This is a genomic window from Streptomyces sp. NBC_01142, assembly GCF_026341125.1.
Classification (GTDB): Bacteria; Actinomycetota; Actinomycetes; order Streptomycetales; family Streptomycetaceae; genus Streptomyces.
In genome coordinates, this window is record NZ_JAPEOR010000002.1 from 2267014 (window position 1) to 2290322 (window position 23309).

General features: G+C 71.3%; 24 protein-coding genes and 2 pseudogenes. 17 read left to right on the top strand and 9 right to left on the bottom strand.

Features of this window, described 5'->3' with window-relative positions:
- The first annotated feature begins 58 nt into the window (after positions 1-58).
- From OG883_RS27695 to OG883_RS27710, 4 genes are all read left to right on the top strand, one after another.
- Positions 59-493, top strand: a complete 435-nt coding sequence (locus OG883_RS27695) for a DUF6196 family protein (protein WP_266546064.1) — start codon at positions 59-61, stop codon at positions 491-493.
- 345 nt (positions 494-838) lie between these two features.
- On the top strand, positions 839-1636 hold the full coding sequence (locus OG883_RS27700; protein ID WP_266546067.1) for a helix-turn-helix domain-containing protein: 798 nt from the start codon (positions 839-841) through the stop codon (positions 1634-1636).
- Positions 1637-1863: 227 nt separating this feature from the next.
- Complete coding sequence (locus tag OG883_RS27705; protein WP_266546069.1) at positions 1864-2730, top strand: SDR family oxidoreductase; 867 nt, start codon at positions 1864-1866, stop codon at positions 2728-2730.
- Positions 2731-2855: 125 nt separating this feature from the next.
- Positions 2856-3011 carry a hypothetical protein gene (locus OG883_RS27710; RefSeq protein ID WP_266546071.1) on the top strand — a complete coding sequence of 52 codons (156 nt, stop codon included), beginning with the start codon at positions 2856-2858 and terminating at the stop codon, positions 3009-3011.
- Positions 3012-3039: 28 nt separating this feature from the next.
- Here the strand turns inward: OG883_RS27710 and OG883_RS27715 are convergent, their stop codons facing one another.
- The gene (locus OG883_RS27715; protein WP_266546074.1) at positions 3040-3669 is read right to left on the bottom strand and encodes a hypothetical protein; all 630 of its coding nucleotides are present in this window, start codon (positions 3667-3669) and stop codon (positions 3040-3042) included.
- Between the two features lie 207 nt (positions 3670-3876).
- On the opposite strand from OG883_RS27715, the gene OG883_RS27720 reads away from it, so the two are divergent.
- Both OG883_RS27720 and OG883_RS27725 read left to right on the top strand, forming a co-directional pair.
- On the top strand, positions 3877-4944 hold the full coding sequence (locus OG883_RS27720; protein ID WP_266546077.1) for a sensor histidine kinase: 1068 nt from the start codon (positions 3877-3879) through the stop codon (positions 4942-4944).
- A 5-nt stretch (positions 4945-4949) separates the two neighbouring features.
- Positions 4950-5615 carry a response regulator transcription factor gene (locus OG883_RS27725; RefSeq protein ID WP_266546080.1) on the top strand — a complete coding sequence of 222 codons (666 nt, stop codon included), beginning with the start codon at positions 4950-4952 and terminating at the stop codon, positions 5613-5615.
- A gap of 3 nt (positions 5616-5618) precedes the next feature.
- Here OG883_RS27725 and hutI read toward each other — a convergent pair whose 3' ends face one another.
- The 4 genes from hutI to hutU form a co-directional block, all read right to left on the bottom strand.
- Positions 5619-6788, bottom strand: a complete 1170-nt coding sequence (gene hutI / locus OG883_RS27730) for an imidazolonepropionase (protein ID WP_266546082.1) — start codon at positions 6786-6788, stop codon at positions 5619-5621.
- 28 nt (positions 6789-6816) lie between these two features.
- On the bottom strand, positions 6817-8169 hold the full coding sequence (locus tag OG883_RS27735) for a formimidoylglutamate deiminase (RefSeq protein WP_266546085.1): 1353 nt from the start codon (positions 8167-8169) through the stop codon (positions 6817-6819).
- Positions 8160-9350 carry an allantoate amidohydrolase gene (locus OG883_RS27740; protein WP_266549504.1) on the bottom strand — a complete coding sequence of 397 codons (1191 nt, stop codon included), beginning with the start codon at positions 9348-9350 and terminating at the stop codon, positions 8160-8162. Before OG883_RS27740 ends, OG883_RS27735 begins: the two co-directional genes overlap by 10 nt.
- Positions 9351-9439: 89 nt before the next feature.
- The gene (hutU, locus tag OG883_RS27745; protein WP_266546088.1) at positions 9440-11104 is read right to left on the bottom strand and encodes a urocanate hydratase; all 1665 of its coding nucleotides are present in this window, start codon (positions 11102-11104) and stop codon (positions 9440-9442) included.
- Positions 11105-11222: 118 nt separating this feature from the next.
- Between hutU and OG883_RS27750 the strand changes: the two genes are divergently transcribed.
- From OG883_RS27750 to OG883_RS27780, 7 genes are all read left to right on the top strand, one after another.
- Positions 11223-12572 carry a diaminopimelate decarboxylase gene (locus OG883_RS27750; RefSeq protein ID WP_266546091.1) on the top strand — a complete coding sequence of 450 codons (1350 nt, stop codon included), beginning with the start codon at positions 11223-11225 and terminating at the stop codon, positions 12570-12572.
- A 4-nt stretch (positions 12573-12576) separates the two neighbouring features.
- Positions 12577-13044 (top strand): SRPBCC family protein, encoded by a 468-nt coding sequence (locus OG883_RS27755; RefSeq protein WP_266546094.1) that lies wholly within the window; start codon positions 12577-12579, stop codon positions 13042-13044.
- A gap of 221 nt (positions 13045-13265) precedes the next feature.
- Positions 13266-14624 carry an APC family permease gene (locus OG883_RS27760; RefSeq protein ID WP_266546096.1) on the top strand — a complete coding sequence of 453 codons (1359 nt, stop codon included), beginning with the start codon at positions 13266-13268 and terminating at the stop codon, positions 14622-14624.
- A 287-nt stretch (positions 14625-14911) separates the two neighbouring features.
- Positions 14912-15355 (top strand): hypothetical protein, encoded by a 444-nt coding sequence (locus OG883_RS27765; RefSeq protein ID WP_266546099.1) that lies wholly within the window; start codon positions 14912-14914, stop codon positions 15353-15355.
- Positions 15352-16125, top strand: a complete 774-nt coding sequence (locus OG883_RS27770) for a transcriptional regulator (RefSeq protein WP_266546102.1) — start codon at positions 15352-15354, stop codon at positions 16123-16125. The genes OG883_RS27765 and OG883_RS27770 overlap by 4 nt, the downstream gene beginning before the upstream one ends.
- Before the next feature lie 37 nt (positions 16126-16162).
- The gene (locus tag OG883_RS27775) at positions 16163-16591 is read left to right on the top strand and encodes a roadblock/LC7 domain-containing protein (RefSeq protein ID WP_266546105.1); all 429 of its coding nucleotides are present in this window, start codon (positions 16163-16165) and stop codon (positions 16589-16591) included.
- 68 nt (positions 16592-16659) lie between these two features.
- Positions 16660-17034, top strand: a complete 375-nt coding sequence (locus OG883_RS27780) for a hypothetical protein (protein ID WP_266546106.1) — start codon at positions 16660-16662, stop codon at positions 17032-17034.
- 7 nt (positions 17035-17041) lie between these two features.
- Here OG883_RS27780 and OG883_RS27785 read toward each other — a convergent pair whose 3' ends face one another.
- The 3 genes and pseudogenes from OG883_RS27785 to OG883_RS27795 form a co-directional block, all read right to left on the bottom strand.
- Positions 17042-17605 (bottom strand): hypothetical protein, encoded by a 564-nt coding sequence (locus tag OG883_RS27785; protein ID WP_266546115.1) that lies wholly within the window; start codon positions 17603-17605, stop codon positions 17042-17044.
- 156 nt (positions 17606-17761) lie between these two features.
- Positions 17762-18598, bottom strand: coding sequence for a MurR/RpiR family transcriptional regulator (locus tag OG883_RS27790; protein WP_266546117.1), 837 nt, complete (start codon positions 18596-18598; stop codon positions 17762-17764).
- Positions 18595-18753 (bottom strand): annotated as a pseudogene (locus tag OG883_RS27795) (histidine ammonia-lyase); the annotation flags it as partial. The pseudogene OG883_RS27795 and the gene OG883_RS27790, both read right to left, overlap by 4 nt.
- Before the next feature lie 210 nt (positions 18754-18963).
- On the opposite strand from OG883_RS27795, the pseudogene OG883_RS27800 reads away from it, so the two are divergent.
- From OG883_RS27800 to OG883_RS27810, 3 genes and pseudogenes are all read left to right on the top strand, one after another.
- A pseudogene (locus tag OG883_RS27800) lies at positions 18964-19341 on the top strand (hypothetical protein); the annotation flags it as partial.
- A 60-nt stretch (positions 19342-19401) separates the two neighbouring features.
- A complete protein-coding gene (locus OG883_RS27805) occupies positions 19402-20847 on the top strand; it encodes a cytosine permease (RefSeq protein ID WP_266546119.1) in 1446 nt (481 codons plus the stop codon).
- Positions 20848-20858: 11 nt separating this feature from the next.
- Positions 20859-21278, top strand: a complete 420-nt coding sequence (locus tag OG883_RS27810; RefSeq protein ID WP_266546121.1) for a hypothetical protein — start codon at positions 20859-20861, stop codon at positions 21276-21278.
- 128 nt (positions 21279-21406) lie between these two features.
- Here the strand turns inward: OG883_RS27810 and OG883_RS27815 are convergent, their stop codons facing one another.
- Positions 21407-22168, bottom strand: coding sequence for an SDR family oxidoreductase (locus OG883_RS27815; RefSeq protein WP_266549506.1), 762 nt, complete (start codon positions 22166-22168; stop codon positions 21407-21409).
- Between the two features lie 196 nt (positions 22169-22364).
- Here OG883_RS27815 and OG883_RS27820 point away from each other — a divergent pair, with 196 nt between their 5' ends.
- A complete protein-coding gene (locus OG883_RS27820; RefSeq protein ID WP_266546124.1) occupies positions 22365-23222 on the top strand; it encodes a helix-turn-helix transcriptional regulator in 858 nt (285 codons plus the stop codon).
- Positions 23223-23309 lie beyond the last annotated feature (87 nt).

The window sequence follows — 23309 nt, forward strand, 5'->3', positions numbered from 1 at the left end:
GCCTCAACCTGGATCTGGATCTGGATCCCAGGCTTCCCAGGCATCGAGGAGAGCGCTCATGGTCAGTGTCAGCGTCGAGACGGCCCAGCAGACCGAGGAGCGCCTGCAACGCGTGATCGCCGAAGCAGACTTCATGATCCATGAGGGCGTCTGGTCCTTCGAGGAATTCCCGGCGGACCGGCCGCCGGCGCTGACCGCCGACACGCTGGCGGTGGTCCGCGACGAGATCAGCTGGAGCCGACTGGCCCCCGCGGCAACGGACGGGGGCGATGCCGAAAAGTTCGGGATCTTCTCCTTCCACTTCCCCGACGGCGCGGACAACAGCGGCTTCGTCGGCTGGCTGGCCACCCATCTGAAGGCACGCCTGGGCACGGGTGTCTTCGTGGTCTGCGGCAGCAACCGCGGCCGCGGTGGGATCTACGACTACTGGGGGTGCCCGGCCGACCTGGCCGCCGAGGCGATCAAGGCGATCGCGGAGCTGCGGGCGGCCTGAGATCGGCGAGGGGCTCGGGTTCGGGGAAGCGATGAAGTCGTCGGACAGCTGGATGGCACGCTGCTGGTGCGCGCCGAACTGCGCGCGGGCTGAGGGCGCTTGCGCCGGGGGTGTGGATTCCGGGGGGCGGTGGGCCGTCAACCGGCCCTGCTGGAGGTCCCTTTAAAGAATCAGGGAAAGAACTTTCCTCAACCCAACCGGCCTTCTCACTCGTTCAGGTGACGAAGTGGCAGATGTTCGGGGAGGGGCGGTACGGTCGCGCCATACCAACCGCATATGACGACGGCCCCCGCCGGGACTGGCATCCCAACGAGGGCCTGTTCATCCAGGAAGTAGGGCTTCCCGATGACTGCGACGCAGTTTAGCGCGCCCGTGTCCGCGCGCGCCGAGACCGACCCTCATGCCGGCGTGATCCACGTCCGGCACCGCCACGACTCCGGCTTCACCGTCGTCGGCAACCACCTCGCCCAGCACCGTGAGCTCTCCGCCGTCGCGATCGGCATCGGTGTCCACATCCAGTCCCTCCCGGACGGCTCCCGCGTCGGCATCGCGCAGCTCGTCGAGCGCTTCCCGGAGGGCGAGGTCCGTATCGGCCGCGCGCTGCGGGAGTTGGAGGCCGCCGGATACCTGGAGCGGCGGCGCGAGCGGGTAGCCGGTGGGCGGGTCGTGACCCGTACGACCTGGTACGAGAAGCCGGGCGCCCCGCCCGTCGCCGCGCAGGTCCCGGCCGAGCCGGGGCCCGTACCCGCGCCCGTACGCACAGAGGCACCGCGGCCGGAGCCCGGTGATCCGCTCGCCGCCGGACTTCTCGCGGGGCTCCGCCGCCAGGACCCCCGGCTGCTGCTCTCCGAGCGGGATGTCCGCCGCCTCGCCCCCGCCGTCCGCATCTGGCTCGACCGCGGCGTCGGTCCCGCACAGGTCGCCCGCACACTCACCGGGGACCTCCCGGCGGGGATCATCCGGCGCCCGGCGGGACTCCTGGCCCACCGGCTCACCCAGTGGCTGCCACCCGTGCTGCCCGCGGCTCCGGCATCGGCCGCCCCGCCCGACCCATTCCAGACCTGCGACGGCTGCGAGCGAGCCTTCCGGGCCCCGGAGCCGGGCCGCTGCAGCGACTGTCCTCCGGCGACCCGCGCCGCGTGAGCGTCCGCAGGGTGAGCCCGCATTCAACGAGGCCACTGACCAACAAGGCCACTTGCTCCGTGAAGGTTTCTCCCGGAGCCTTCCGACCGGCCTGCTGGAATCGGCCATGGCCCGCCTGACCCGCCAGGTCGAGCCGGAGATCCCCGCGATGTGAGGAGGGGTCGCCGACACTGGGTCGTGAACCGGAGGCTCAGCACGACGAAGCGTCAGCACGAGAGGACACTCCCATGGCTCCAGTCATCGCAGTCACCGGAGCGAGCGGCCGCGTCGGCGTGCGGGTCGCGCGGCGGCTGGCCGAGCGGGAGGTGAGCACCCGTCTGCTGGGCCGTGATCCCGCGCGGCTGGCCCAGCTGACCGGTTCCGTCAAAGCGCCGCCCGCCGACTACGGGGACAGCGCGGCCATGCAGCGCGCACTGGAGGGTGCGGACACGCTCTTCCTGGTCTCCGCGCACGAGGCGGCCGACCGGGTGCGGGAGCATGTCAGTGCCGTGGACGCCGCCGTCGCCGCAGGAGTCGGGCGGATCGTGTACATCTCCTTCATGGGCGCCACGCCCGACGCCACCTTCACCTTCGCCCGCGACCACTTCCACACCGAGGAGCACATCCGCGCCTCGGGGGTGCGCCACACCTTCCTGCGGGACAACTTCTATCTCGCCGCGATCCCGGCGCTGGCCGGGGCCGACGGGGTGATCCGCGGGCCGGCGGGCGAAGGGCGGGTCGCCGCCGTCGCGCACGAGGACATCGCGGACGTCGCCGCGGCCGTGCTGCTGGGCGAGGGGCACGACGGGGCCACGTACGACATCACCGGGCCCGAGGCGTTCTCCCTTGCCGAGGCCGCCGCCGAACTGAGCCGCGCTGCCGGGCGCACGGTGCGCTACGTGGCCGAGACACGCGAGGACGCCTACGCCTCGCGGGCCGAGTACGGCGCAGAGCAGTGGGAGGTGGCCGGCTGGGTGTCGTCGTACGAGGCGATGGCCACCGGCGAGATGGCCACCGTCTCCGATGTCGTACCGCGGCTGACCGGCCATCCGGCCAGGACCCTCGCCCAGTTCCTGAAGGAGAACCCGGACAGCTACCGGCATCTCCTCCCCTAGCTCCTTCGGCCAGGCCATGTCCGGACGATCATCCGATGCGTCGGGGCCGGATCATCGCGGTGATCAACGGGTGCCGTGGCGGTCGTGGACGGGAGCACCGGATGCGACGTGGCTAGCATGACGGGATGAGCGACGACACGTCCGATGACGCCACCTACAGCCCATCGCCGACCTCGCGGTCCGGGAAGCCCATATCGCTGCGTACGCTCAGGCGTGCGACCCGCTGGGAGATGTTCGGCCTTCTCCTTGTGCTGCTCATCCTCGTCTTCGTCTTCGCCTAGCCCGCTTCCTTCGGCCGCTTCAGCTCCTTCAGCGACGCGTCGGCGCGGCGGCCGGCAGCGGGGGCAGGTCCGCGTGGCGGACGGTGAAGCCGCCCGTCCGGACCGGGGCGAAGGGCGCCGGCGCCATGCAGGTGCCGACCTTGGCCTGGACGGCCTCGCCCTTGTCGTCGGTGTCCAGGTTGCTCACGCCCCAGTGGAAGCCGAAGCGGTCGCGGTCACCGCCCTTGCCCGTGCCGTCGTAGACGCTGAAGCCCCGCCGCTTGCCGACCCAGTCGGCGACCTCGGGGTCGGCCCGGGTGATGACGGCCGTGAACGACGCGGTCCTGCCGCCGGTGACCAGGCAGTCGACCGTGCCCTCCGCCCGTACGGTCTTGTTCTCGGCGGCGAACCAGTGGGAGATCTTGACCGTTCCGCGGGCATCGGTGGGCAGGCCCGTGGGCAGGCCGGGCAGCGGCTTGGAGAACGGGACGGCCCGGGCGTCGAAGCTGAAGCGGATGTCGTCGTTCGGCGAGTAGGCGTAGTCGATGCGTGCCGAGCCGCTGATGCTTGCCGTCTTTTCCGGGGCGGGGGTGGTGGCGGAGGCCGAGGAGGAGATTCCGGCGAGGGCGGCCAGTGCCGCGGTGGCAGCGAGGGCGGTCGTGACGGTCCTGCGGTTCATGATGAACTCCCTTGATCCGACTGGTTCGACGCCGTGTTGTCCGAGTGATTCGACCTGGTTCGACGCCGTGTTGCGATGCCTCAAATCTGCTCCAGGGGACCGACCCGCGGCCATCTGCCGATCAGCGGATCGTGGTGGCGGGCGGGGGCCCGGCCTCTGCCGTTCGGCAGAGGGTGCCGACGCGCCGCCCTCCCTAAGATCAACTGCGTGAATGTCATAGGCATCGGATCCGTGGCCGCGGCCGTCGCGCTGCTGCCGTGGGTGGCAGCCCGCCGCTCACGCATCCGCAACCGGCTCGCCCTCCCCGTCGCCCTGGCCGGTGTCCTCTCGCTGGCGACCACCGTCGCCGCCACTACGCCGAAGACAGAAGGGGCCTCGCTGTGGCGGCTCGTCGAGATGACCGCCCTGTCCGCGCTGCTGACCGCGGTGTTCCGCTGGGCTCCCGTACGGCAGGCGGTTCCGGCCGTTGTGATCGTCTGGCTCGCCGTCGCGGTGTGGACCCTGCCGCTGATGCCCTCCGGCTCGTTCCTGGAGCGGGTCGGCGCCCTCGCCTTCTGGTCTCTGCCCACGGCGGGCGCGGCCGTAGCGGGCGGCTACCCGCGCCTGATGGAGGAACGCCGGCGGCAGGCGGTCCTCGCGGCACGGCGGACCCAGCAGCTCCACATCGCCCGCGATCTCCATGACTTCGTCGCCCATGACATCGGCGGCATCGTGGTGCAGGCGCAGGCGGCGCAGTATGTCGCCGCCTCCGACCCGCACCAGGCGGGCCCCGCCCTGGAACGTATCGAGAAGGCCGGGCTGAACGCGCTCGCCTCCCTGGACCGCATGGTGGGAATGCTCCACGGCGGAAGCGTGGAGCCGCTGCCGGGACTGGATCAACTCCCTTCCCTCGTCGAGCGGTTCACGGCTGCCGGGACCACCGCCGCCCACCTCCTGCTCGCGCCCGGGGCGGCGGACACGATGACGCGCGATGCCGGGGCGACGGCCTACCGCGTGGTCGTCGAAGGCCTGACCAATGTCCGCCGGCACGCACCGGCCGCCACGCGGGTGGACGTCACCCTCACCGCCATACGCCTGCCGGACGGCTCCCCCGCCGTCGAGGTCCGGGTGACCAACGACCGCGGGACGGCCCGGCCACGCCCACGGCTCGGGAGGGGCGGGCACGGACTGACCGGGCTGCGCGAGCGGGTGCAGGCGGCAGGGGGCACGCTGTCGGCCGGTCCGCACGACGGCGGGTGGCGGCTGACGGCCGTACTCCCGGCGGGTGGATCATGAACGACATGACCACCCGCATACTGCTGGCCGACGACCAGGACGACGTACGCAGCGGCTTCCGCCTCGTCCTCGACTCCCAGCCGGACATGACCGTCGTCGGCGAGGCCGCGGACGGCGCCGCCGCACTGGACCTGGCGCGCCGCCTGCGGCCGGACGTCGTCCTGGCGGACATCCGCATGCCGCGCCTCGACGGCCTGGAGCTGACCCGGCTGCTCGCCGGACCGGAGGCCGCGGAGCCGACCCGGGTCGTCGTGGTCACCACCTTCGACCTCGACGACTATGTGCATACGGCGCTGAGCAACGGCGCCTGCGGCTTTCTGCTGAAACGGTCGGGCCCCGCGCTGCTGATCGAGGGGGTCCGAGCGGCGATGGCGGGGGACGCGCTGATCAGTCCGCAGATCACCGTACGGCTGCTGCGGCAGCTGACCGCTCCCCCGGCGTCGGCGTCACCGGCGCCCGCGCGCCCCAACCCGCTCACCGAGCGCGAACAGGACATCGTCCGCCTGATCGCGCGCGGCTGCACCAACGCCGAGATCGGGGCCGAGCTCTTCATCTCGGCGGGCACGGCGAAGACCCATGTCGCCAACATCCAGGCGAAGCTGGACGTACGGAACAGGGTCGCCATCGCCGCCTGGGCATGGGCGACGGGCCTGGTGGAGCCGGGCGCCTGAAGCTCAGACCTCGCGTACCCCGCGTCGCCAGACCACCGAGACCAGCGGAACGCCCGGCCGGTAGGCGAGGTGGACATGGCTCGGGGCGTCCAGGAGCGCGAGGTCGGCGCGCGCGCCGGGGGTGATGCGTCCGACATCCTCCCGGCGAAGGGCCTGGGCGCCGCCCGCCGTGGCGGACCAGATCGCCTCGTCCGGGGTCATCTTCATGTCGCGTACGGCGAGAGCGATGCAGAACGGCATCGAGGACGTGAACGACGAGCCGGGGTTGCAGTCCGTGGAGAGCGCGACGGTCGCACCCGCGTCGAGGAGCCGGCGCGCGTCGGGCCACTCGGCGCGGGTGGAGAACTCCGCGCCCGGGAGCAGCGTCGCGACGGTCGCGCCGTGGGCGAGGGCGTCGACGTCCGCGTCGGTGAGGTGGGTGCAGTGGTCGGCGGAGGCGGCGTCGAGTTCGACGGCAAGCTGCACGCCGGGGCCGTACGAGAGCTGGTTGGCGTGGACGCGGGGGTGCAGGCCCCTGGCCTTGCCCGCGGTGAGGATCGCGCGGGCCTGGTCGCCGTCGAAGGCGCCCTTCTCGCAGAAGACGTCGACCCAACGGGCGTACGGAGCACAGGCGTCGAGCATCTCGCCGGTGACGAGGGCGACGTAGCCGGCGGGGTCGTCGGCGTAGTCGGGGGAGACGATGTGTGCGCCGAGGTAGGTGACTTCGTCGGTGTGTTCCTGCGCGATCCGCAGGGCGCGGGCCTCGTCCTGGACCGTCAGGCCGTAGCCGGACTTGGTCTCGAAGGTGGTGGTGCCCTGGCGCAGCGCCTCGGCCATGTAGGTCGCGACGTTGGCGCTGAGCTCGGCGTCGGTGGCGGCGCGGGTCGCGGCGACGGTGGTACGGATGCCGCCGGCGGAGTAGGCGCGCCCGGACATGCGGGCGTTGAACTCCTTGGTGCGGTCGCCGGCGAAGACGAGGTGGGAGTGGGAGTCCACGAACCCGGGGATGAGGGCGCGGCCGGTGGCGTCGTACGCGGTGTCGGCGGCGGGGGCGTCCTGGGTTCGGCCGACCCAGGCGATGCGGTCGCCGTCGATGACGACGGCCGCGTCTTCGAGCAGCCCGAGAGGGCCTTCGCCGAGGGCGGGGTCGTTGGTGACGAGGCTGCCGATGTTGGTGATCAGTGTGGTGCGCATGGGTTCCTCTCGGTGGGGGGTTGCAGCGTCACGAACGCAGGGCGGCGATCGCCTCCGACAGCGCCGACGCCACGTCCGGCACCAGCACATGGGATCCGTCCCGGACCACCTGACGGCCCGCCACCACCGTGTGGCGCACATCCGCCGCCGTCGCCGCGAACACCGCCGTCTCCGCGCCCAGGCGCGGCAGCGGTCCCGCCGTGCGGACCGAGTCCAGTGCCACCGTCGCGAAGTCCGCGAGCGCACCCGCCTCGATGCTGCCCGCGCCGTCCCAGCCCAGGGCCGCGTGGCCGTCGGCCGTGGCGGCGCGGAGCAGGGCCGCTGCGGTCCAGTGGCCGCGGGTGCGGGTGCGCAGGCGTTCGTCGAGTTCCATCGCGCGCGCCTCCTCGAGGAGGTCGATCACCGCGTGGCTGTCGCTGCCGAGCGAGAGCGGGGAGCCCGCCCGCTGCAGTGCGGCGGCCGGGCCGATGCCGTCGGCCAGGTCGCGTTCCGTCGTCGGGCACATACAGGTGCCGGTGTTCGTACCGCCGAGGAGCGCGATGTCCATGTCGGTGAGGTGCGTGTTGTGGACGCCGGTCGTGCGCGGGCCCAGGACCCCGTGGTCGGCGAGCAGCCGGGTGGGGGTGCAGCCGTGGGCCGCCCGGCAGGCGTCGTTCTCCGCGGTCTGTTCGGAGAGGTGGACATGGAGCGGGGCGTTCCGGGACGCCGCCCACTCGGCGACGGTGCTCAACTGCCCTGCGGGCACTGCCCGTACGGAGTGGATCGCCGCGCCGATACGGGCGTGGTCGCTGTCCTTGAGCGCCGACGCCCGCTCCGCCCACGCCTCCGCCGTGCCGTCGGAGAAGCGGAGCTGGTGCTGGTTGGGGGCCTGGCCGCTGTGTTTGTTCTTGATGGCCGACGACAGATACGCCGTGTCCAGCAGCGTGATCCGGATTCCCGCGTCCGCCGCCGCCGCGATCAGCGCCTCGCCCATCGCGTTCGGGTCGGCGTAGGCGCCACCCCCGGGCGCGTGGTGCACATAGTGGAACTCGCCCACCGCCGTGATCCCGGCCAGCGCCATCTCCGCGTACACCGCACGGGCGAGCGAGAAGTACGTTTCCGGGGTCAGCCGGGACGCGACCTGGTACATCACCTCGCGCCAGGTCCAGAACGTCCCCGACCCCACCTGCACCGTGGACCGCAGCGCCCGGTGGAACGCGTGCGAGTGCGCGTTGGCCAGGCCCGGGATCGTCAGGCCGCGCAGGGGTACGGCCCCCTGCGGCGGGGCCTCGGCCCCCGTGCGTACCTCGGTGATCCGTCCGTCGGTCACGGACACCGCCACACCCGGCTCGACATGTGTGTCGAGCCAGGCGTGCTCCAGCCAGTACGTCGTCACCTGCACGCGAGCCCTTCCAGTACGTCGGCGAGTGCGAGCACCCCGGCCACGCAGTCGTCCTCCGCCGCGAACTCGGCCGGGGAGTGCGAGACACCCGTGGGGTTCCGTACGAACAGCATGGCGGTCGGAATGGAACCGGACAGAATACCCGCGTCGTGTCCGGCGCCCGTGCCGAGCACGGGGATCCGGCCGCCCAGGATCTTGTTCAGCTCGTCGCGCAGCGCATGCTCGAACTCGATCACGGGGGTGAAGGACTCGCGGACGATGTTCAGGTCGACGCCGTCGCGCTCGGCCCGCTCCTTGGCGGCCTGCTCGATCGCTGCGACGACCGTGTCGAGCGAGGCCTGGTCGGGGGCGCGGGAGTCCAGCCAGCCGCGGACGAGCGACGGGATGGCGTTGACGCCGTTCGGCTCGACGGAGATCTTGCCGAACGTGGCGACCGCGCCCGCGAGTTCGGCCTCGCGGCGGGCGGCGAGGACCGTCTCGGCATACGTCAGCATCGGGTCGCGGCGGTCGACGAGCCGTGTGGTGCCCGCGTGATTGGCCTCGCCGTGGAAGTCGAACCGCCAGCGGCCGTGCGGCCAGATCGCGGAGGCGATGCCGACGGGGTCGTTCGACAGGTCGAGCGCCCGGCCCTGCTCGACATGGAGCTCGACGAACGCGCCGATGCGGGCGAGCCGCTCGGGGTCGGGGCCGATCGCGGACGGGTCGTATCCGGCCGCCTCCATGGCCCGGGGCAGGCTGATCCCGTCGCCGTCCTTCAGTGCGTACGCCTTCTCCGCGGTGAGCTGTCCGGAGGCGAGGCGCGAGCCGACGCAGGCGAGGCCGAAGCGCGCGCCCTCCTCGTCGCCGAAGTTGCCGATGGCGAGCGGCCTGGTGAGCTCGGCTCCCCTGCGGCGGAGTTCGTCGAGCGCGGCAAAGGAGGAAACGACACCGAGGGGGCCGTCGAAGGCGCCTCCGTCGGGGACGGAGTCGAGGTGGGAGCCGGTGACGACGGCGTCACCGGCGAGGGGGTCGCCGAGCCAGGCCCACTGGTTGCCGTTGCGGTCGAGCTCGTAGGTCAGGCCGCGGGATTCGGCCTGGGCCTTGAACCAGGCGCGGCAGTCGGCGTCGGCGGCGGTCCAGGCGTAGCGGCGGTAGCCGCGGGTGGAGGTGTCGCGCCCGATGGGGGCGAGGTCCTGCCACATCCGGTGGAAGGAGTCCCCGGCCCCGCCCCTTCCCGCAGCATCGATATGCGGCTGCGCCGCGTGGGCGGGGCGGGGGAACGTCTCCTCGGTCACGCCGTCCCGCCCTCGCGCATCGGGACCCGCACGCCCTTCTCGTCCGCGACCGACTCCGCGATGTCGTAACCGGCATCGACATGGCGGATGACGCCCATGCCCGGGTCGTTCGTCAGCACGCGGCGGATCTTCTCGCCCGCGAGCTTGGTGCCGTCGGCCACCGAGACCTGACCCGCGTGGATGGAGCGGCCCATACCCACGCCACCGCCGTGGTGGATCGAGACCCAGGACGCGCCCGAGGCGACGTTGACCATGGCGTTGAGCAGCGGCCAGTCCGCGATCGCGTCGGAGCCGTCGAGCATGGCCTCCGTCTCGCGGTACGGCGATGCGACCGAGCCGCAGTCCAGGTGGTCGCGGCCGATGGCCAGGGGAGCGGCCAGCTCGCCGCTCGCCACCATGTCGTTGAAGCGCTCGCCGGCCTTGTCGCGCTCGCCGTAGCCGAGCCAGCAGATACGGGCGGGCAGGCCCTGGAAGTGGACCCTCTCCCCCGCCATCTTGATCCAGCGGTGCAGGGACTCGTTCTCCGGGAAGAGTTCGAGCATCGCCTTGTCGGTCTTGTGGATGTCCGAGGCCTCGCCGGACAGGGCTGCCCAGCGGAAGGGGCCCTTGCCCTCGCAGAAGAGCGGCCGGATGTAGGCGGGGACGAAGCCGGGGAAGGCGAACGCCCGGTCGTATCCGGCCAGCTGGGCCTCGCCGCGGATGGAGTTGCCGTAGTCGAAGACCTCGGCGCCGGCGTCCATGAAGCCGACCATCGCCTCCACGTGCTTGGCCATGGACTCGCGGGCGCGCTGCGTGAAGTCGGCGGGCTTCTCGGCGGCGTACGAGGCCATGTCGTCGAAGTCGACGCCGAGCGGGAGGTAGGCGAGCGGGTCGTGGGCCGAGGTCTGGTCGGTCACGATGTCGATCGGGGCGCCCTCCGCGAGCATGCGCGGGAGCAGCTCGGCGGCGTTGCCGAGCAGGCCGATGGAGAGCGGGCGGCGGGCGTCGCGGGCCTCGACGGCGAGCTGGAGCGCGTGCTCCACGGAGTCCGCGCGGACGTCCAGGTAGCGGTGCTCGATACGGCGCTCGATGGCGCGCGGGTCGACATCGATACAGATCGCGACGCCGTCGTTCATCGTCACGGCGAGCGGCTGGGCGCCGCCCATCCCGCCGAGACCGGCCGTCAGCGTGATCGTCCCGGCCAGCGTGCCGTTGAACTTCTTGGCGGCGACGGCGGCGAACGTCTCGTACGTGCCCTGCAGAATGCCCTGCGTGCCGATGTAGATCCACGACCCGGCGGTCATCTGGCCGTACATGGTGAGCCCGAGAGCCTCCAGCCGCCGGAACTCCTCCCAGTTCGCCCAGTCGCCGACGAGGTTGGAGTTGGCGATCAGGACCCGCGGCGCCCATTCGTGCGTCTGCATGACGCCGACCGGCCGGCCGGACTGGACGAGCATCGTCTCGTCCTGCTTCAGCGTCCGCAGCGTGCGCACCATCGCGTCGAAGGAGCGCCAGTCGCGGGCCGCCTTGCCGGTGCCGCCGTAGACGACGAGCTTGTCGGGGTGCTCGGCGACCTCGGGGTCGAGGTTGTTCTGGAGCATGCGGAGGGCGGCTTCCTGCTGCCATCCCAGGGCGCTCAGTTCCGTACCGCGCGGTGCCCGTACGGGGCGGGGTCCTGACATGGCAATGCCTCCTCGCGACTGCGACCATGACTGTTGGTCTATCTATTCACATCCTGACGCGCTGAATAGTTGTAGTCAACAGCTGCGACGCCTCCTGCTGGATGATTGGCTGGCACACATGGCTTCAGACCGTCGGGATCAGGCCGTACGCGCGGCAGTGGAACAGGGGCTCCTGAGCGAGGAGCAGCCGGTCGCCGCCCTCCTGGACGTGGCCGGGATCCGCGCCTCCGCCGCCTGTCTGCGGGCCGCCTTCGCCGCCGTCACCGACGCCCCCGTACTGCACGCCTTCGCCGTGAAGGCGGCTCCCCTCGTCCCCGTACTCGCACTGCTGGACGCCGAGGGCATCGGCGCGGAGGTCGCGAGTCCGGGCGAGCTGGCCCTGGCCCGCGCGGCCGGGGTGCGCCCGGACCGCATGGTCCTCGACTCCCCCGCCAAGACGCCCGCCGAGCTGCGTGAGGCTCTCGATCTGGGCATCGCCGTCAACGCCGACAACCCGCAGGAGCTGGCGCGGATCGACGCCCTGGTCGGCACGGCGGACCCCGCCCCGCCGCTCGGCCTGCGCGTCAACCCGCAGGTCGGCGGCGGCTCCATCACCGCCCTGTCCACCGCCACCCCGACCTCCAAGTTCGGTGTCGCGCTGCGCGACGAGGGCGCCCGCGACTGGGTCGTCCGGGCATATCTCGACCGCCCCTGGCTGACCCGGCTGCACACCCACTCCGGCTCCCAGGGCATACCGCTGACTCTCCTGGCACACGGCATCCGGGCGGTGTACGAGCTGGCCGAGGAGATCAACACGGCGGCCGGCCGCCAGCAGATCGACACCCTCGACATCGGCGGCGGCCTCCCGGTCAACTTCGCCTCCGACGAGCAGACCCCGACCTTCGCCGAGTACGCCGGCCTGCTGAAGGAGGAGGTGCCCGGGCTTTTCGACGGCCGCTACGGCCTGGTCACCGAGTTCGGCCGGTCCCTGCTCGCCAAGCACGGCCTGATCCTCGCCCGGGTCGAGTACTCCAAGAGCGCCGGCTCCCGCCCCATCGCGGTCACCCACGCCGGCGTCCAGGTCGCCACCCGCACGGTGTACGACCCCGCCTCCTGGCCGCTGCGCATCGCCGCGTACGACGCCGAGGGCCGCCCCAAAGCCGGGCCCGACGTCGTGCAGGATGTCGCCGGACCTGCCTGCTTCGCGGGCGATCTGCTCGCCGAGAGCCGCTCGCTGCCACTGCTCCGGCCGGGCGATGTGATCGCGGCGCTCGACACCGGCGCGTACTACTTCTCGAGCCACTACGGCTACAACAGCCTCCCCCGCCCCGGCGTCCACGGCTTTGTCACCGACGAAGGCCGTGCGGACGGCACTGCGGACGACGCGGAGGGGGCAGCCGTTCGGTTCATGACGGTACGGGCCCCGCAGCGCCTGGAGGAGATCGTCGCCGAGTCGGGGGGCGATTACCGGACCCGGCTGCTTCCATGAAGGCATGGCCAACGAGAGCGTTGTCGTCGAGCGCCGCATCGAAGCCCCCGCGGAGGAGGTCTGGCGCGCCATGACCGACCTGGAGGGCATCCCGCGCATGCTCAGCGGCGTGGACAAGGTGGAGGTCCTGTCCGAGGGCCCCTTCGGCGTCGGCACCCGCTGGCGCGAGACCCGCCGGATGCTGGGCAAGCAGGCCACCGAGGAAATGTATGTGACGGCCAGCAAGCCACCGCTGACGTACGTGGTGGAGGCCGACTCGCACGGAACCCACTATGTGTCGGAGTTCGTCCTGCAGGCCGACGGGCCCGGGGCGACCGTCGCACAGATGACCTTCTCCGCCACCCCGCCGCCCGGAGGCGCGGCCGGGCTGCTGGCCAGGATATTCGGGGGCCTCGGCGCGCGGGCGGTGAGCAAGGCGATCGCGAAGGACCTCGCTGACGTCGCGGCCGCGGTGGAGCGAAAGACCATGTGATCGGTACGGGCTGATCCGGGCTGATCCGTACGCAGTGCCGCAGGGGCCGGCTCACAGGCCGTCGAGGGCCGGCGAGAGCCGGCGAGGAACGGCGGCGGGGGGCATGCGCGGCCGGTCGCGTACACCGACCGCCGCACGCGCGGGCGCACGCGATCTCGCACGTATTCACCCGCGCCCCACCGGGCAGAAGTTTCCCCACACAGAACACCGGCGGAGGTCCCATGACCACCACATCCGAAGCACCAGAGGCCTCTGGCGACACCCCGCTCAAGCGGGCCATCGGGCCGAAGCTGCTGATCCTCTTCGTCATCGGCGACATCCTGGGCACCGGCATCTACGCCACCACCGGCAAGGTGGCGGGGAAGGTCGGCGGCGCGCTCTGGCTGCCGTTCGTGATCGGCTTCGCCGTCGCACTCCTGACGGCCGCGTCGTACGTCGAGCTCGTCGGCAAGTACCCCAAGGCCGCCGGTGCCGCGCTCTACACCCAGAAGGCCTTCAAGGTCCCCTTCCTGACGTTCATCATCGCCTTCATGGTGATGTGCTCCGGGCTGTCGTCCGCGAGCGCGGCGGCCCGTGCCTTCAGCGGTGACTATCTGACCGAGTTCACCGATGCCGTGCCGCCGACGCTGATCGCGATCCTTTTCATCCTCGCCCTCGCCGCGCTCAATCTGCGCGGCGTCTCGGAGTCGGTGAAGACCAATGTCGTTCTGACGATCGTCGAGCTCTCGGGGCTGCTGGTCATCCTCGTCATCGGCGCGTACTCCGTGCTCGCGGGCGACGGGCAGGCGTCCCGGCTGGGCGAGTTCGAGGCGAGCGGCACCGGATTCGCACTGATGACCAGCATCCTCGGGGCCACCGCGCTGGGCTTCTTCGCCTTCGTCGGATTCGAGGACTCGGTGAACATGGCCGAGGAGACCAAGGACCCGGCCCGCTCCTTCCCCAAGGCGATCTTCCTCGGTGTCGCCGTCACCGGCACCGTCTACGTCCTGGTCGCACTGGTCTCGTCGCTGCTCGTCGACTACCGGACGCTGGAGAAATCCAGCGGCCCGCTGCTGGAGGTCGTCAAGGCGGGCGGGCTGGACTTCCCGCCCAAACTCTTCTCGCTGATCGCGCTGTTCGCGGTGACCAACTCCGCGCTGATCAACATCATGATGGCCTCACGGCTCTGTTACGGCATGGCCAACGAGCGCATCCTGCCGCGCGCCATGGGCAAAGTGCTCCCCCGCCGGCGTACGCCCGTCACCGGGATCATCTTCGTCTCGGTCATCGCGATCGGGCTGGTGTCGACGGGCGAGATCGAAGGGCTCGGCGACACCACGGCGTTCCTGCTGCTGTGTGTCTTCGCGGTGGTCAACATCGCGGTACTGGTCCTGCGCAAGGACCCGGTCGAGCACGCCCACTTCCGTACGCCGACGGCCCTGCCCGTGCTCGGCGCGATCGCCGCACTGATCCTGGCGAGCCCGCTCGCCGACCGGGACGCGGAGGTGTACATCCGCGCGGGCATCCTCGTGCTGATCGGCATCGGGCTGTGGGCGGTCAACAAGCTGGTGCTGAAGGCGCGCCACGAGGAACTGCCCTGATCCCGAATTCCTGCGACGGTCCGCGGGCATGCCCGACTCCCGCGGGCATGCCCGACTCCCGCGGGCATGCCTGACTCCCCGCGAGCACGCCGGACCAATCGCGGGCATGCCGAACGACCCGGTCCTGATGCGCCAGGAACAGGTCATCCGGCAGCGGACTTTATCGAGTGCGGGCATGTTCAGCTGGAAAATGCCAGAACTCCTCCCAACGCTGCACACGTTGCGTAATCTCCTCGTCACTGCCGCACACCAGTGCGCGGCACACCGAGGCGGGGAGGGGAGTCCGCGTGCCCGGAATCGACGAGTGTCTGCTGCAAGCCATGGTGGTGCCGGGGGCCCGGGGAGCCTCCATCGTGGACTGGACCAGCGGGCTCGCGCTCGGCACCGTCGGGGAGACGCCCGGCGGTGACCACGAGGCGACTGCGGCGGAGACGGCCGAACTGGCCAGGATGGCCGCGGAGTACGCCTCGTTCGCGCCCGACGACCCGGCCGGCCGGAACGACGGCAACAGCGGTGGCAGCGGTGGCAGTGCGAGCTCGGGCGCGGGCAAAGGACTGCCCGTCGAGGACCTCATCATCACCACACGCACCGGCTATCACGTGGTGCGCTTCGTGGAGACGACCTTCGACAGCAGTGTGTTCCTTCATCTGTGGCTCGACCGGGACACGGGCAATCTCGCCCTGGCCCGGATGCGCCTCCAGGACCTCGCCGAGCGGCTGGTGCTGGGATGACCCCGGCGAGAGCGGCCGTCTCCCCGATGCTCGTCAGACTCGCGGACGAGCGGGCCACCGGTGTACTCGTCCGTGACCACGGTGCGCTCTATCTGGCCGACGGCCAGATCGTGCACGCCGAGAGTCCGGCGGCCCCCGGACTGGACATCCTGCTGACCGCGAACGGACGGCTGGCGCGCGAGGGCTGGGACGAGGCGGTCCAGCAGGCCGGCGCACGCCGCGAGGTGGCGCGCTTCCTGGTCGACAGCGGCCAAGTGGGCGACGGCGAACTGGAGATCTGCCATCTGGGCGCCCTCTTCGACGCCGCGTTCTTCGCCCTGGCACCGGGCAGCGGGCCGACCCGCTTCCGCTACGGGGTCGCCCACTGGATCGGCCGGGTGCGTTCGGTGCCCGCCGATGTCGTCGAACGCGAAGCCATACGGCGCCGCCAACTGCTCGACTCCGTATGGCCCTACCCCGAGGTCGACACGGCACCGGTCGAGCGCCGTCCCACCACCCCCGGCCCGGCGGCCACCCGTCGCCAGCGGGCCCTGCTGGAGCTCGCCGACGGAGTACGCACCCCGGCTGACATCGCCAGGACGCTGGGCCGTCCCGCCTTCAACACCCTCATCGACGTACGGCGGTTGGCGGCGGCCGGGCTCGTCGGGACACCGGCCGAGCCTGCGGCGGCTGCCCCCCATCCGCTCCCGTCCTGGGTCTCGGAGTTCCCGGCCGACCCGGACATCGCCCTGTTACGCCGGCTCCGCGACGCTTTGGAGGCAAGCCTGTGACACCCCGCTGGACCCACCGGGCCTTGCGCACACCGTCATGAGGCGCGCTCTGAGGCTGCGCGCCGAGAGGAGACAGCTCATGACGGCCGAGGCCGATGTGCTCGGTGAACTGAAGCGCCTGCGCGCCCGCGTGCCGCAGCTGACCGGCGCGCTCGCGGCCAGCGCCGACGGTCTGGTGCTGGCGACGGACACGACGGAGGCGGAGGGCGTCGCCGCGCTCACCGCCGCCGCCCTCGGTGTCGCCCTGCGGCTCACGGAGGCCACCGGCCAGGGCGGGTTCCGGGAGCTGCTGGTGAGGGGCGACCGGGGTTATGTCGCGACCTATGCGGCAGGTTCCTCCGCCGTCCTCACCCTTCTGGCCGAGCCACGCATCAACGTGGGCCGGCTCCACCTCGAGGCCCGTCGCTCCAGCGCCCGTATCGGCGAGCTGGTCGACTCCGCCCTCGAACGACCGGAGAGCCCCTGACCATGGCTGCCAACCCCTCGACCACACCCGCACGAACACCCAACAGACGGAAAGGAAGTGCGCCTCTCATGGCCAACACCGAAACAGCCCTCAAGGAAGCCACCACTGTCATTGAGGGCGCCCTCGGCGCCGCACTCGTCGACTACACCAGTGGCATGGCCCTCGGCACCATCGGCGGCGGCAAGGACCTCGACCTGACGGTGGCCGCGGCGGGAAACACCGATGTGGTCCGCGCCAAGGTCCGCACGATGGAACACCTCGGCCTCAAGGAAGACATCGAGGACATCTTGATCACGCTCGACTCCCAGTACCACCTGATCCGGCTCCTCAAGGGCCGTGGCACCAGCGGCCTGTTCCTCTACCTTGCGCTGGACAAACAACGCGCGAATCTCGCGATGGCCCGGCACCAGCTCAGGAAGATCGAGGCAGATCTGGAGGTCTGACGGTGGGTCAGCGGCGGCGCCGCGCCCCACCGGGCGCGGCGTCGCCGGCCGCGATGCCCGTGCTGCGGTAGCCCTTGACCGGCTTGCCCACCGGGCCCTTCGTGGTCCAGTCGGTACGGATCCACAGCAGAGTCTGTGCGGCGAGCTCCCGGCGGCCGAGCCACCCGGCCTTGGCCCAGAGTCCCGCCCCGGCTCCGGCGAGCAGCGCACCGCCGGCACCGGGCAGTACGAAGGAACTGCCCACGGCGGCAAGGAAGGCACACAACAGCCACCATCGGCGGGCGCGCCGCCGGGCCCGCAAGGTCACCCGGCGGTCCTGGAGGAAGTCGGTGCGTGCGGCACGGGTGGCGCCGTCCGCCAGCGCCGCGTACCGGCCGCGGCGGGCCAGTGCGACCACGGCCGCCGTCACCAGGAAGAGCGCGGCCCCGGCCAGCAGCCCGATCCGGCGTCCGGTGAGCCCGGGGAGCAGCGCCCCGACGCCGGTGGCGAGAAGCCCCGACCACCACAGGGGCGCTGCCCCGGCCCGTACCACCACTGCCACTCTCGCCAGCGACTGCGCCCCGCGCCCCACGTCCGTACCCCCTCCGCAGATCCTTTTGGGCGCGGAGATTAGCGGCTGTTTCTGAGGCCCGCGTGAGAAAGCGCGAAATCATCGGGGAATCAGGAGAATCACCGGTGGCCCGGACATCGAGCAGCCGGGCGCGATGCGGCCGGTCATCGGGCCCGGCTACTCGGCGAACAGGCCCCGTGCCGCCGCCCGGGCGTCGAACTCCTCCAGCCGCGCCTGCGCGTCCGGCAGGTCGTCGCACATCGCCTCCAGCAGCACCCGGCCCAGGAGCATCGGCGCACACGCCGTGTCGAAGGCCAGGCCCGTACCGACCGCCGCCGGGATCAGCAGGTCGCTGTGCCCGGCCACCGGCGCGAAGGCGGAGTCCGCGACCGTCACCACTTTCAGACCGGCCGACCGCGCATACGCCAGCGCCTCCACGACCTCCTTGGGATGGCGCGGCAGCGCGAAGCACAGCAGCGCGCTCGCGCCCGCCCGCCGGGCCGCGTCGATACGGTCGGCGAGCATCGTGCCGCCCTCGTCGAGCAGGCGTACGTCGGGGTGGACCTTGGCCGCGAAGTACGCGAAGCCGCGGGCCTGCGAGGACGCGGCCCGCAGGCCGAGCACCGGGAGCGGGCGGGACGCGGCCAGCAGCCGGCCCGCGCGCTCGACCGGGGAGGGGTCGGCGAGCAGTTCGGACAGGTGGCGCAGGTTCTCGATCTCGGCCTGAACCGCCTGCTGGTACTCGTTGTACGCGTCCTGGCCCGCCTCGATCTCCGCGGGTGCGACCTCCCGCAGATGCTTGCGCAGCGCCGGGTAGCCGTCGAAGCCGAGCGCGACGGCGAAGCGGGTGACGGACGGCTGGCTGACCCCGGCGAGCTCGGCGAGTTCCACGCTGGACAGGAACGGCACGTCACCGGCCCGGCGCACCATGCTGTGCGCGATGCGCCGCTGGGTGGGGGTGAGCCGGTGGCCCTCGAAGAGCTGCTGCAGCCGTGCGGCAGGGCTGTCGCTCATGCCATCCCCCTCATCAGATCGGTGAACCGGTCGAGCAGCGCTGCCGCCCCCGTCACATCATCGGTCAGCGACCGGTCGGCGAGCTCGTCTTCGAGGACACTCCCGGCCGGTTCGGAGGCCCGGCCCACCGGGAGCCCGGGGTCGGGCCGCAGCCGGGTGAGGGAGGGCTCGTCGAGGGCGAGGACCACGACGCCGGTGGGCGAGTCCAGCATCTGGGACGACATCATGCGCAAACCCCTCCTTCTCCGGACGGTCCGTCTTGCCTTCCGAGCATCCGTAACCAGCGATTCAGCCCGGGGCATTGACAACTTATTCAGACACCAAGAACTCTGCATGACCATATGCAGCCGGGCAAGGGACAACTGATGACCAAATCCGAGGCAGTGAACAAGCGCTTCCCCAGCGGCACCACGGCAGTCCACGGCCTCACCCCGGCGAGAGAACGGGGAGATATCACCGGCCTGGCCGGATCCTCCGGATGCGGCAGGACCACCACCCTCCGCACGGCCGACCGGACGATCGAGCCGACCGCCGGCGCTCTCCACACCGGCGCCCTCCACACCGGCGCCTTCCATGCCGGCGGCAGGTACGTCCTGACGCAGGACGCCGCGGAGCTGCGCCGCTCCGTCGGACACGTCATCGAACCCCTGGAGACGGTCGGTCTACTCTTCGGCGCGCTGCCCGTAGTGGTCGACCCGGTCGTGCGTACCCGGCTCCAGGACGAACTGCTCCGTCCTCAGCAGGAGTTGAGCAGCACCACCGCGCAGCACCGCCACACCCGGACCAAGAAGGGAAGCTGACCCATGGCAGGCCTGGTCGAACAACGCTCCATCGACGTCGTACCGGACAGCGAACGGCACGGCACCGCCTTCTCCCAGTTCACGCTCTGGCTCGGCGCGAACCTCCAGATCACCGCCGTCGTCACCGGCGCGCTCGCGGTCGTCTTCGGCGGCGGCGCCTTCTGGTCGATCGCCGGACTGGCGCTCGGCAATCTGCTCGGCGGAGCCGTGATGGCCCTGCACTCCGCGCAGGGCCCGCGCCTCGGTCTGCCCCAAATGATCCAGTCCCGCGCCCAGTTCGGGGTGAAGGGCGCGGTCATCCCGCTCGCCCTCGTGATCGTGATGTACGTCGGCTTCTTCGCCAGCGGCAGTGTGCTGGCCGGCCAGGCGGTCGGCGAGCTCACCCACCTCGGCGAGACACCCGGCATCGTCATCTTCGCGCTGGTCACCGCCCTGATGGCGACGATCGGCTACCGCGTCATCCATGTGCTCGGCCGGATCGCCAGCGTGATCTGCGCGCTCGCCTTCGTCTATCTCGGCATCCGTCTGCTGGACCGTATCGACCTGTCGGCCGTTCTCGCCGACCGCGCCTTCGATCTGCCGATGTTCCTGCTCGCGGTCTCTCTGTCGGCGTCCTGGCAGCTGGCGTTCGGCCCGTACGTCGCCGACTACTCCCGCTATCTGCCGCGTACGACCAGTGGCCGCGCCACCTTCTGGTGGACGCTCTCCGGCTCGGCGCTGGGCTCCCAGTGGTCGATGGTCTTCGGCGTCCTGGTCGCCGCCACCGCCGGGGAGGCGTTCCTGGCGGGCCAGGTGAACTATGTCGTCGCCCTCGGCGGCACCGGACTGATCGCCTCGCTCCTCTACTTCGTGATCGCGCTCGGCAAGCTCACCATCAATGTGCTCAACACCTACGGCGGCTTCATGTCGATGGTGACCAGCATCAGCGGCTTCCGTGGCCAGAGGTCCCTCTCACCGCGCGGCCGGGCCCTCTACATCGCGGGCATCATGGTGGCCGGCACGGTCGTCGCGCTGCTCGGCAAGGACAGCTTCCTCGCCTCCTTCAAGGACTTCCTGCTCTTCCTGCTGACCTTCTTCACCCCGTGGTCGGCGATCAATCTGGTCGACTACTACCTGATATCCCGGGAGCGGTACGACATCCCGGCCCTCGCCGACCCGCGCGGCCGTTACGGCGCCTGGCGCTGGGACGCCCTGACCGTGTACGCGACAGGGCTGCTCGCCCAGCTGCCGTTCCTGGTGACGCACTTCTACACCGGCCCGCTGGTCGAGCCGCTGGGCGGCGCCGACATCTCCTGGGTGATCGGCCTGGTCGTACCGGCCCTGCTGTACTGGCTGCTGGCCCGCCGCAACACCGCGCACATCCCGGACCGTACGATCCTCGCCCCCCAGCTACCCCCAGGGGAAAACAGTGGGGCTACCCCCACTGACGCGGCGGCCACCCGCACGTAGCGTGAACGGTTATGGAAGCCCGCGACCCTGAGCTCAAGAAGGAGCTCGACGCCACCCTGCACGCCCGCCGTGAGCTGGGGGAAGAGTACGACTCCGCGCTCGTCGAATCGTTCCTGGAGAAGGTGGAACAACGCCTCGACGGCACGGTGGACCGCCGTGTCCGCCGCCAGCTGGCCGAGCAGCAGATGGTCGTCGCCCGAGGCAGCCGCCCCCCGCGCTCCGCAGAGTCCAACTTCGGGGAGCGCTTCGGCTTCGGCATCATCTCGCTGATCCTGGCCGTCCCGCTGTCGGCGATCGCGGGGGCCAACGCCGACCTGCCGGGCCTGATCGTCGCCTGGGCCGGCATCGTCGGCGTGAACACGGTCCACGCGACGCGCGGGTGGCCGTGGGTGCGCCCGCGGCGCGAGGAGAAGTCCGACTGGGAGGACTGAGCCCAGGCATGGGCTTGGGCGCGGGCATGGGCCCAGTCCCATGCCCATGCCCGTGCCCAGGCCCAGGCCCAAGCGCAGGCCCAAGCGCAGGCGCAGGCGCAGGCGCCCACGGGCGAACATGCACCGCCTCAGGGCTGACGCGTGGGCAGTACGACCATCTGACGCAGATTGATGTGCCGCGCGCGGCTGACGGTGTACGCCACGAGGTCGGCGATCTCGTCCGACGTCAGCGTCTCGATCGATTCGACGAAGGCGTCCAGCTGCCCGGTGAGTTCGGGGTTGTCGATGTGGTCGCGCAGTTCGGAGTCGGTGAGCCCCGGCTCGATGTTGGTGACACGCACATCGCGCGGCCCGAGCTCGGTGCGCAGTGACTGGGAGAGGAACGTGAGTGCCGCCTTGGTCGCGCCGTACACCGCGTAGTTGGGAAACACGGCGTGCGCGGCGACCGAGGAGATGTTGACGAGGTCGGCGGTCCGGCCGTCGGCGGCCGCGGCCGTCAGATCCGCGGTGAACGCCCGGATCACCCGCAGCACGCCCGTCACATTGGTGTCGAGCATCCGCTGCCACTCGTCGATCCGGCCGGCCTCTGCCGGATTCGGCAGCATCACACCGGCGGAGTTGACCACCAGGTCGACGGGCCCGAAGACGGCGTGGACGCGTTCGGCCGCGGCCGCCACGGAGGTGTCATCGGTGACATCGGCGGTGACCGCGAGGGCCTGGCCGCCGTCAGCGGTGATCTTCGCGGCCAGTTCGTCGAGCCGCTCGGCCCGGCGGGCCAGCAGGGCCACCCGGGCGCCGTGGGCGGCGAGCAGCCGCGCGATGGCGGCACCCATGCCGCTGGCGGCCCCGGTGATCACCGCGGTGCGTCCGGCGAGACTGTCGTCACGCATGCCGGGGCTCGAGTCGTGACTCATGCCGGGGCTCAGGTCGTGAGTCATGCCGTAGCTCATGTCGGGTTCTCCTGTACGGGTTCGGTGCTTGACGTCCACCACTGTCAGCGCCGCGGCCGCCCGCACCCAGGGCTGCGGTTTTCCTGGGTCTGCCAGTACCAGGCTCGATAACGGGCTCTCGCCTACGCTCGGCATCATGGACGGCGAACTCGGAGACTTCCTGCGCTCGCGGCGCGCCCGTATCCAGCCCGGGGAGGTGGGACTGACGTCGTACGGCCGGCGCCGGGTGCCCGGCCTGCGCCGTGAGGAGGTCGCGCAGCTCGCGGGCGTCAGCGTCGACTACTACATCCGGCTCGAACAGGGCCGCGGACCCGGTGGCCCCTCCCGGACGAAGCCCGGGGGAGTCTCGGACGCCGTACTCGACTCGATCGCACGGGTACTGCGCCTGGACGAGACCGAGCGGGAGCATCTGCGGTCCCTGGCCCGCCCGGCGCAGAAGCGCCCCGTGACCACCCCCGCCGGGCGGGTGCGCCCCGGCGTGCAACTGCTGCTCGACACCATCGAGAAGGCTCCCGCCTTCGTCTTCGGCCGGCGCATGGACGTCCTCGCCTGGAACGCCCTGGGCGACGCTGTCTCCGGCTACTCGGCCGTGCCGCCCGAGGCGCGGAACATCCCCCGCCATGTCTTCCTCGACCCGGCCGCGCACGAGCTGTACCCGGAGTGGGCGGCGGTGGCCGCCGAGGTCGTGGCGTATCTGCGCCTGAACGCGGGTCGCCACCCGAACGACCGTCAGCTGTCGGCGCTGGTGGGCGAGTTGTCGGTGAAGAGCGAGGACTTCCGGCGACTGTGGGCCGACCACCAGGTCAAGGACAAGACGTACGGCGTGAAGCGCGTCGCCCATCCGGTGGTGGGCGAGCTGACACTCCCGTACGAGACACTCACCCTGCCCGGCGACCCGGACCAGCTGCTGGTGATCTACACTCCCGAGCCGCGCTCGGCAACGGCGGACCGCCTCGCGCTCCTGGCGAGCTGGGCGGCTTCGCCCGCGCGCTGACGGGCAGGTTCGCCCCGGCCGACCGGGCAACCCGGTAAACGGGCAAGCGGGCGGACGCCCCGGAGGCGCACCGATCGCCGAAATGGA

Coding starts and splice junctions, on each gene's coding strand:
- OG883_RS27750 (WP_266546091.1), top strand. CDS start 11,223: ATGGCTTCAGACCGTCGGGATCAGGCCGTACGCGCGGCAGTGGAACAG.
- hutI (WP_266546082.1), bottom strand. CDS start 6,788: ATGCGCACCACACTGATCACCAACATCGGCAGCCTCGTCACCAACGAC.
- OG883_RS27710 (WP_266546071.1), top strand. CDS start 2,856: ATGAGCGACGACACGTCCGATGACGCCACCTACAGCCCATCGCCGACC.
- OG883_RS27770 (WP_266546102.1), top strand. CDS start 15,352: ATGACCCCGGCGAGAGCGGCCGTCTCCCCGATGCTCGTCAGACTCGCG.
- OG883_RS27740 (WP_266549504.1), bottom strand. CDS start 9,350: ATGTGGCAGGACCTCGCCCCCATCGGGCGCGACACCTCCACCCGCGGC.
- OG883_RS27810 (WP_266546121.1), top strand. CDS start 20,859: ATGGAAGCCCGCGACCCTGAGCTCAAGAAGGAGCTCGACGCCACCCTG.
- hutU (WP_266546088.1), bottom strand. CDS start 11,104: ATGTCAGGACCCCGCCCCGTACGGGCACCGCGCGGTACGGAACTGAGC.
- OG883_RS27790 (WP_266546117.1), bottom strand. CDS start 18,598: ATGAGCGACAGCCCTGCCGCACGGCTGCAGCAGCTCTTCGAGGGCCAC.
- OG883_RS27700 (WP_266546067.1), top strand. CDS start 839: ATGACTGCGACGCAGTTTAGCGCGCCCGTGTCCGCGCGCGCCGAGACC.
- OG883_RS27815 (WP_266549506.1), bottom strand. CDS start 22,168: ATGCGTGACGACAGTCTCGCCGGACGCACCGCGGTGATCACCGGGGCC.
- OG883_RS27760 (WP_266546096.1), top strand. CDS start 13,266: ATGACCACCACATCCGAAGCACCAGAGGCCTCTGGCGACACCCCGCTC.
- OG883_RS27780 (WP_266546106.1), top strand. CDS start 16,660: ATGGCCAACACCGAAACAGCCCTCAAGGAAGCCACCACTGTCATTGAG.
- OG883_RS27755 (WP_266546094.1), top strand. CDS start 12,577: ATGGCCAACGAGAGCGTTGTCGTCGAGCGCCGCATCGAAGCCCCCGCG.
- OG883_RS27820 (WP_266546124.1), top strand. CDS start 22,365: ATGGACGGCGAACTCGGAGACTTCCTGCGCTCGCGGCGCGCCCGTATC.
- OG883_RS27775 (WP_266546105.1), top strand. CDS start 16,163: ATGAGGCGCGCTCTGAGGCTGCGCGCCGAGAGGAGACAGCTCATGACG.
- OG883_RS27805 (WP_266546119.1), top strand. CDS start 19,402: ATGGCAGGCCTGGTCGAACAACGCTCCATCGACGTCGTACCGGACAGC.
- OG883_RS27705 (WP_266546069.1), top strand. CDS start 1,864: ATGGCTCCAGTCATCGCAGTCACCGGAGCGAGCGGCCGCGTCGGCGTG.
- OG883_RS27715 (WP_266546074.1), bottom strand. CDS start 3,669: ATGAACCGCAGGACCGTCACGACCGCCCTCGCTGCCACCGCGGCACTG.
- OG883_RS27725 (WP_266546080.1), top strand. CDS start 4,950: ATGACCACCCGCATACTGCTGGCCGACGACCAGGACGACGTACGCAGC.
- OG883_RS27695 (WP_266546064.1), top strand. CDS start 59: ATGGTCAGTGTCAGCGTCGAGACGGCCCAGCAGACCGAGGAGCGCCTG.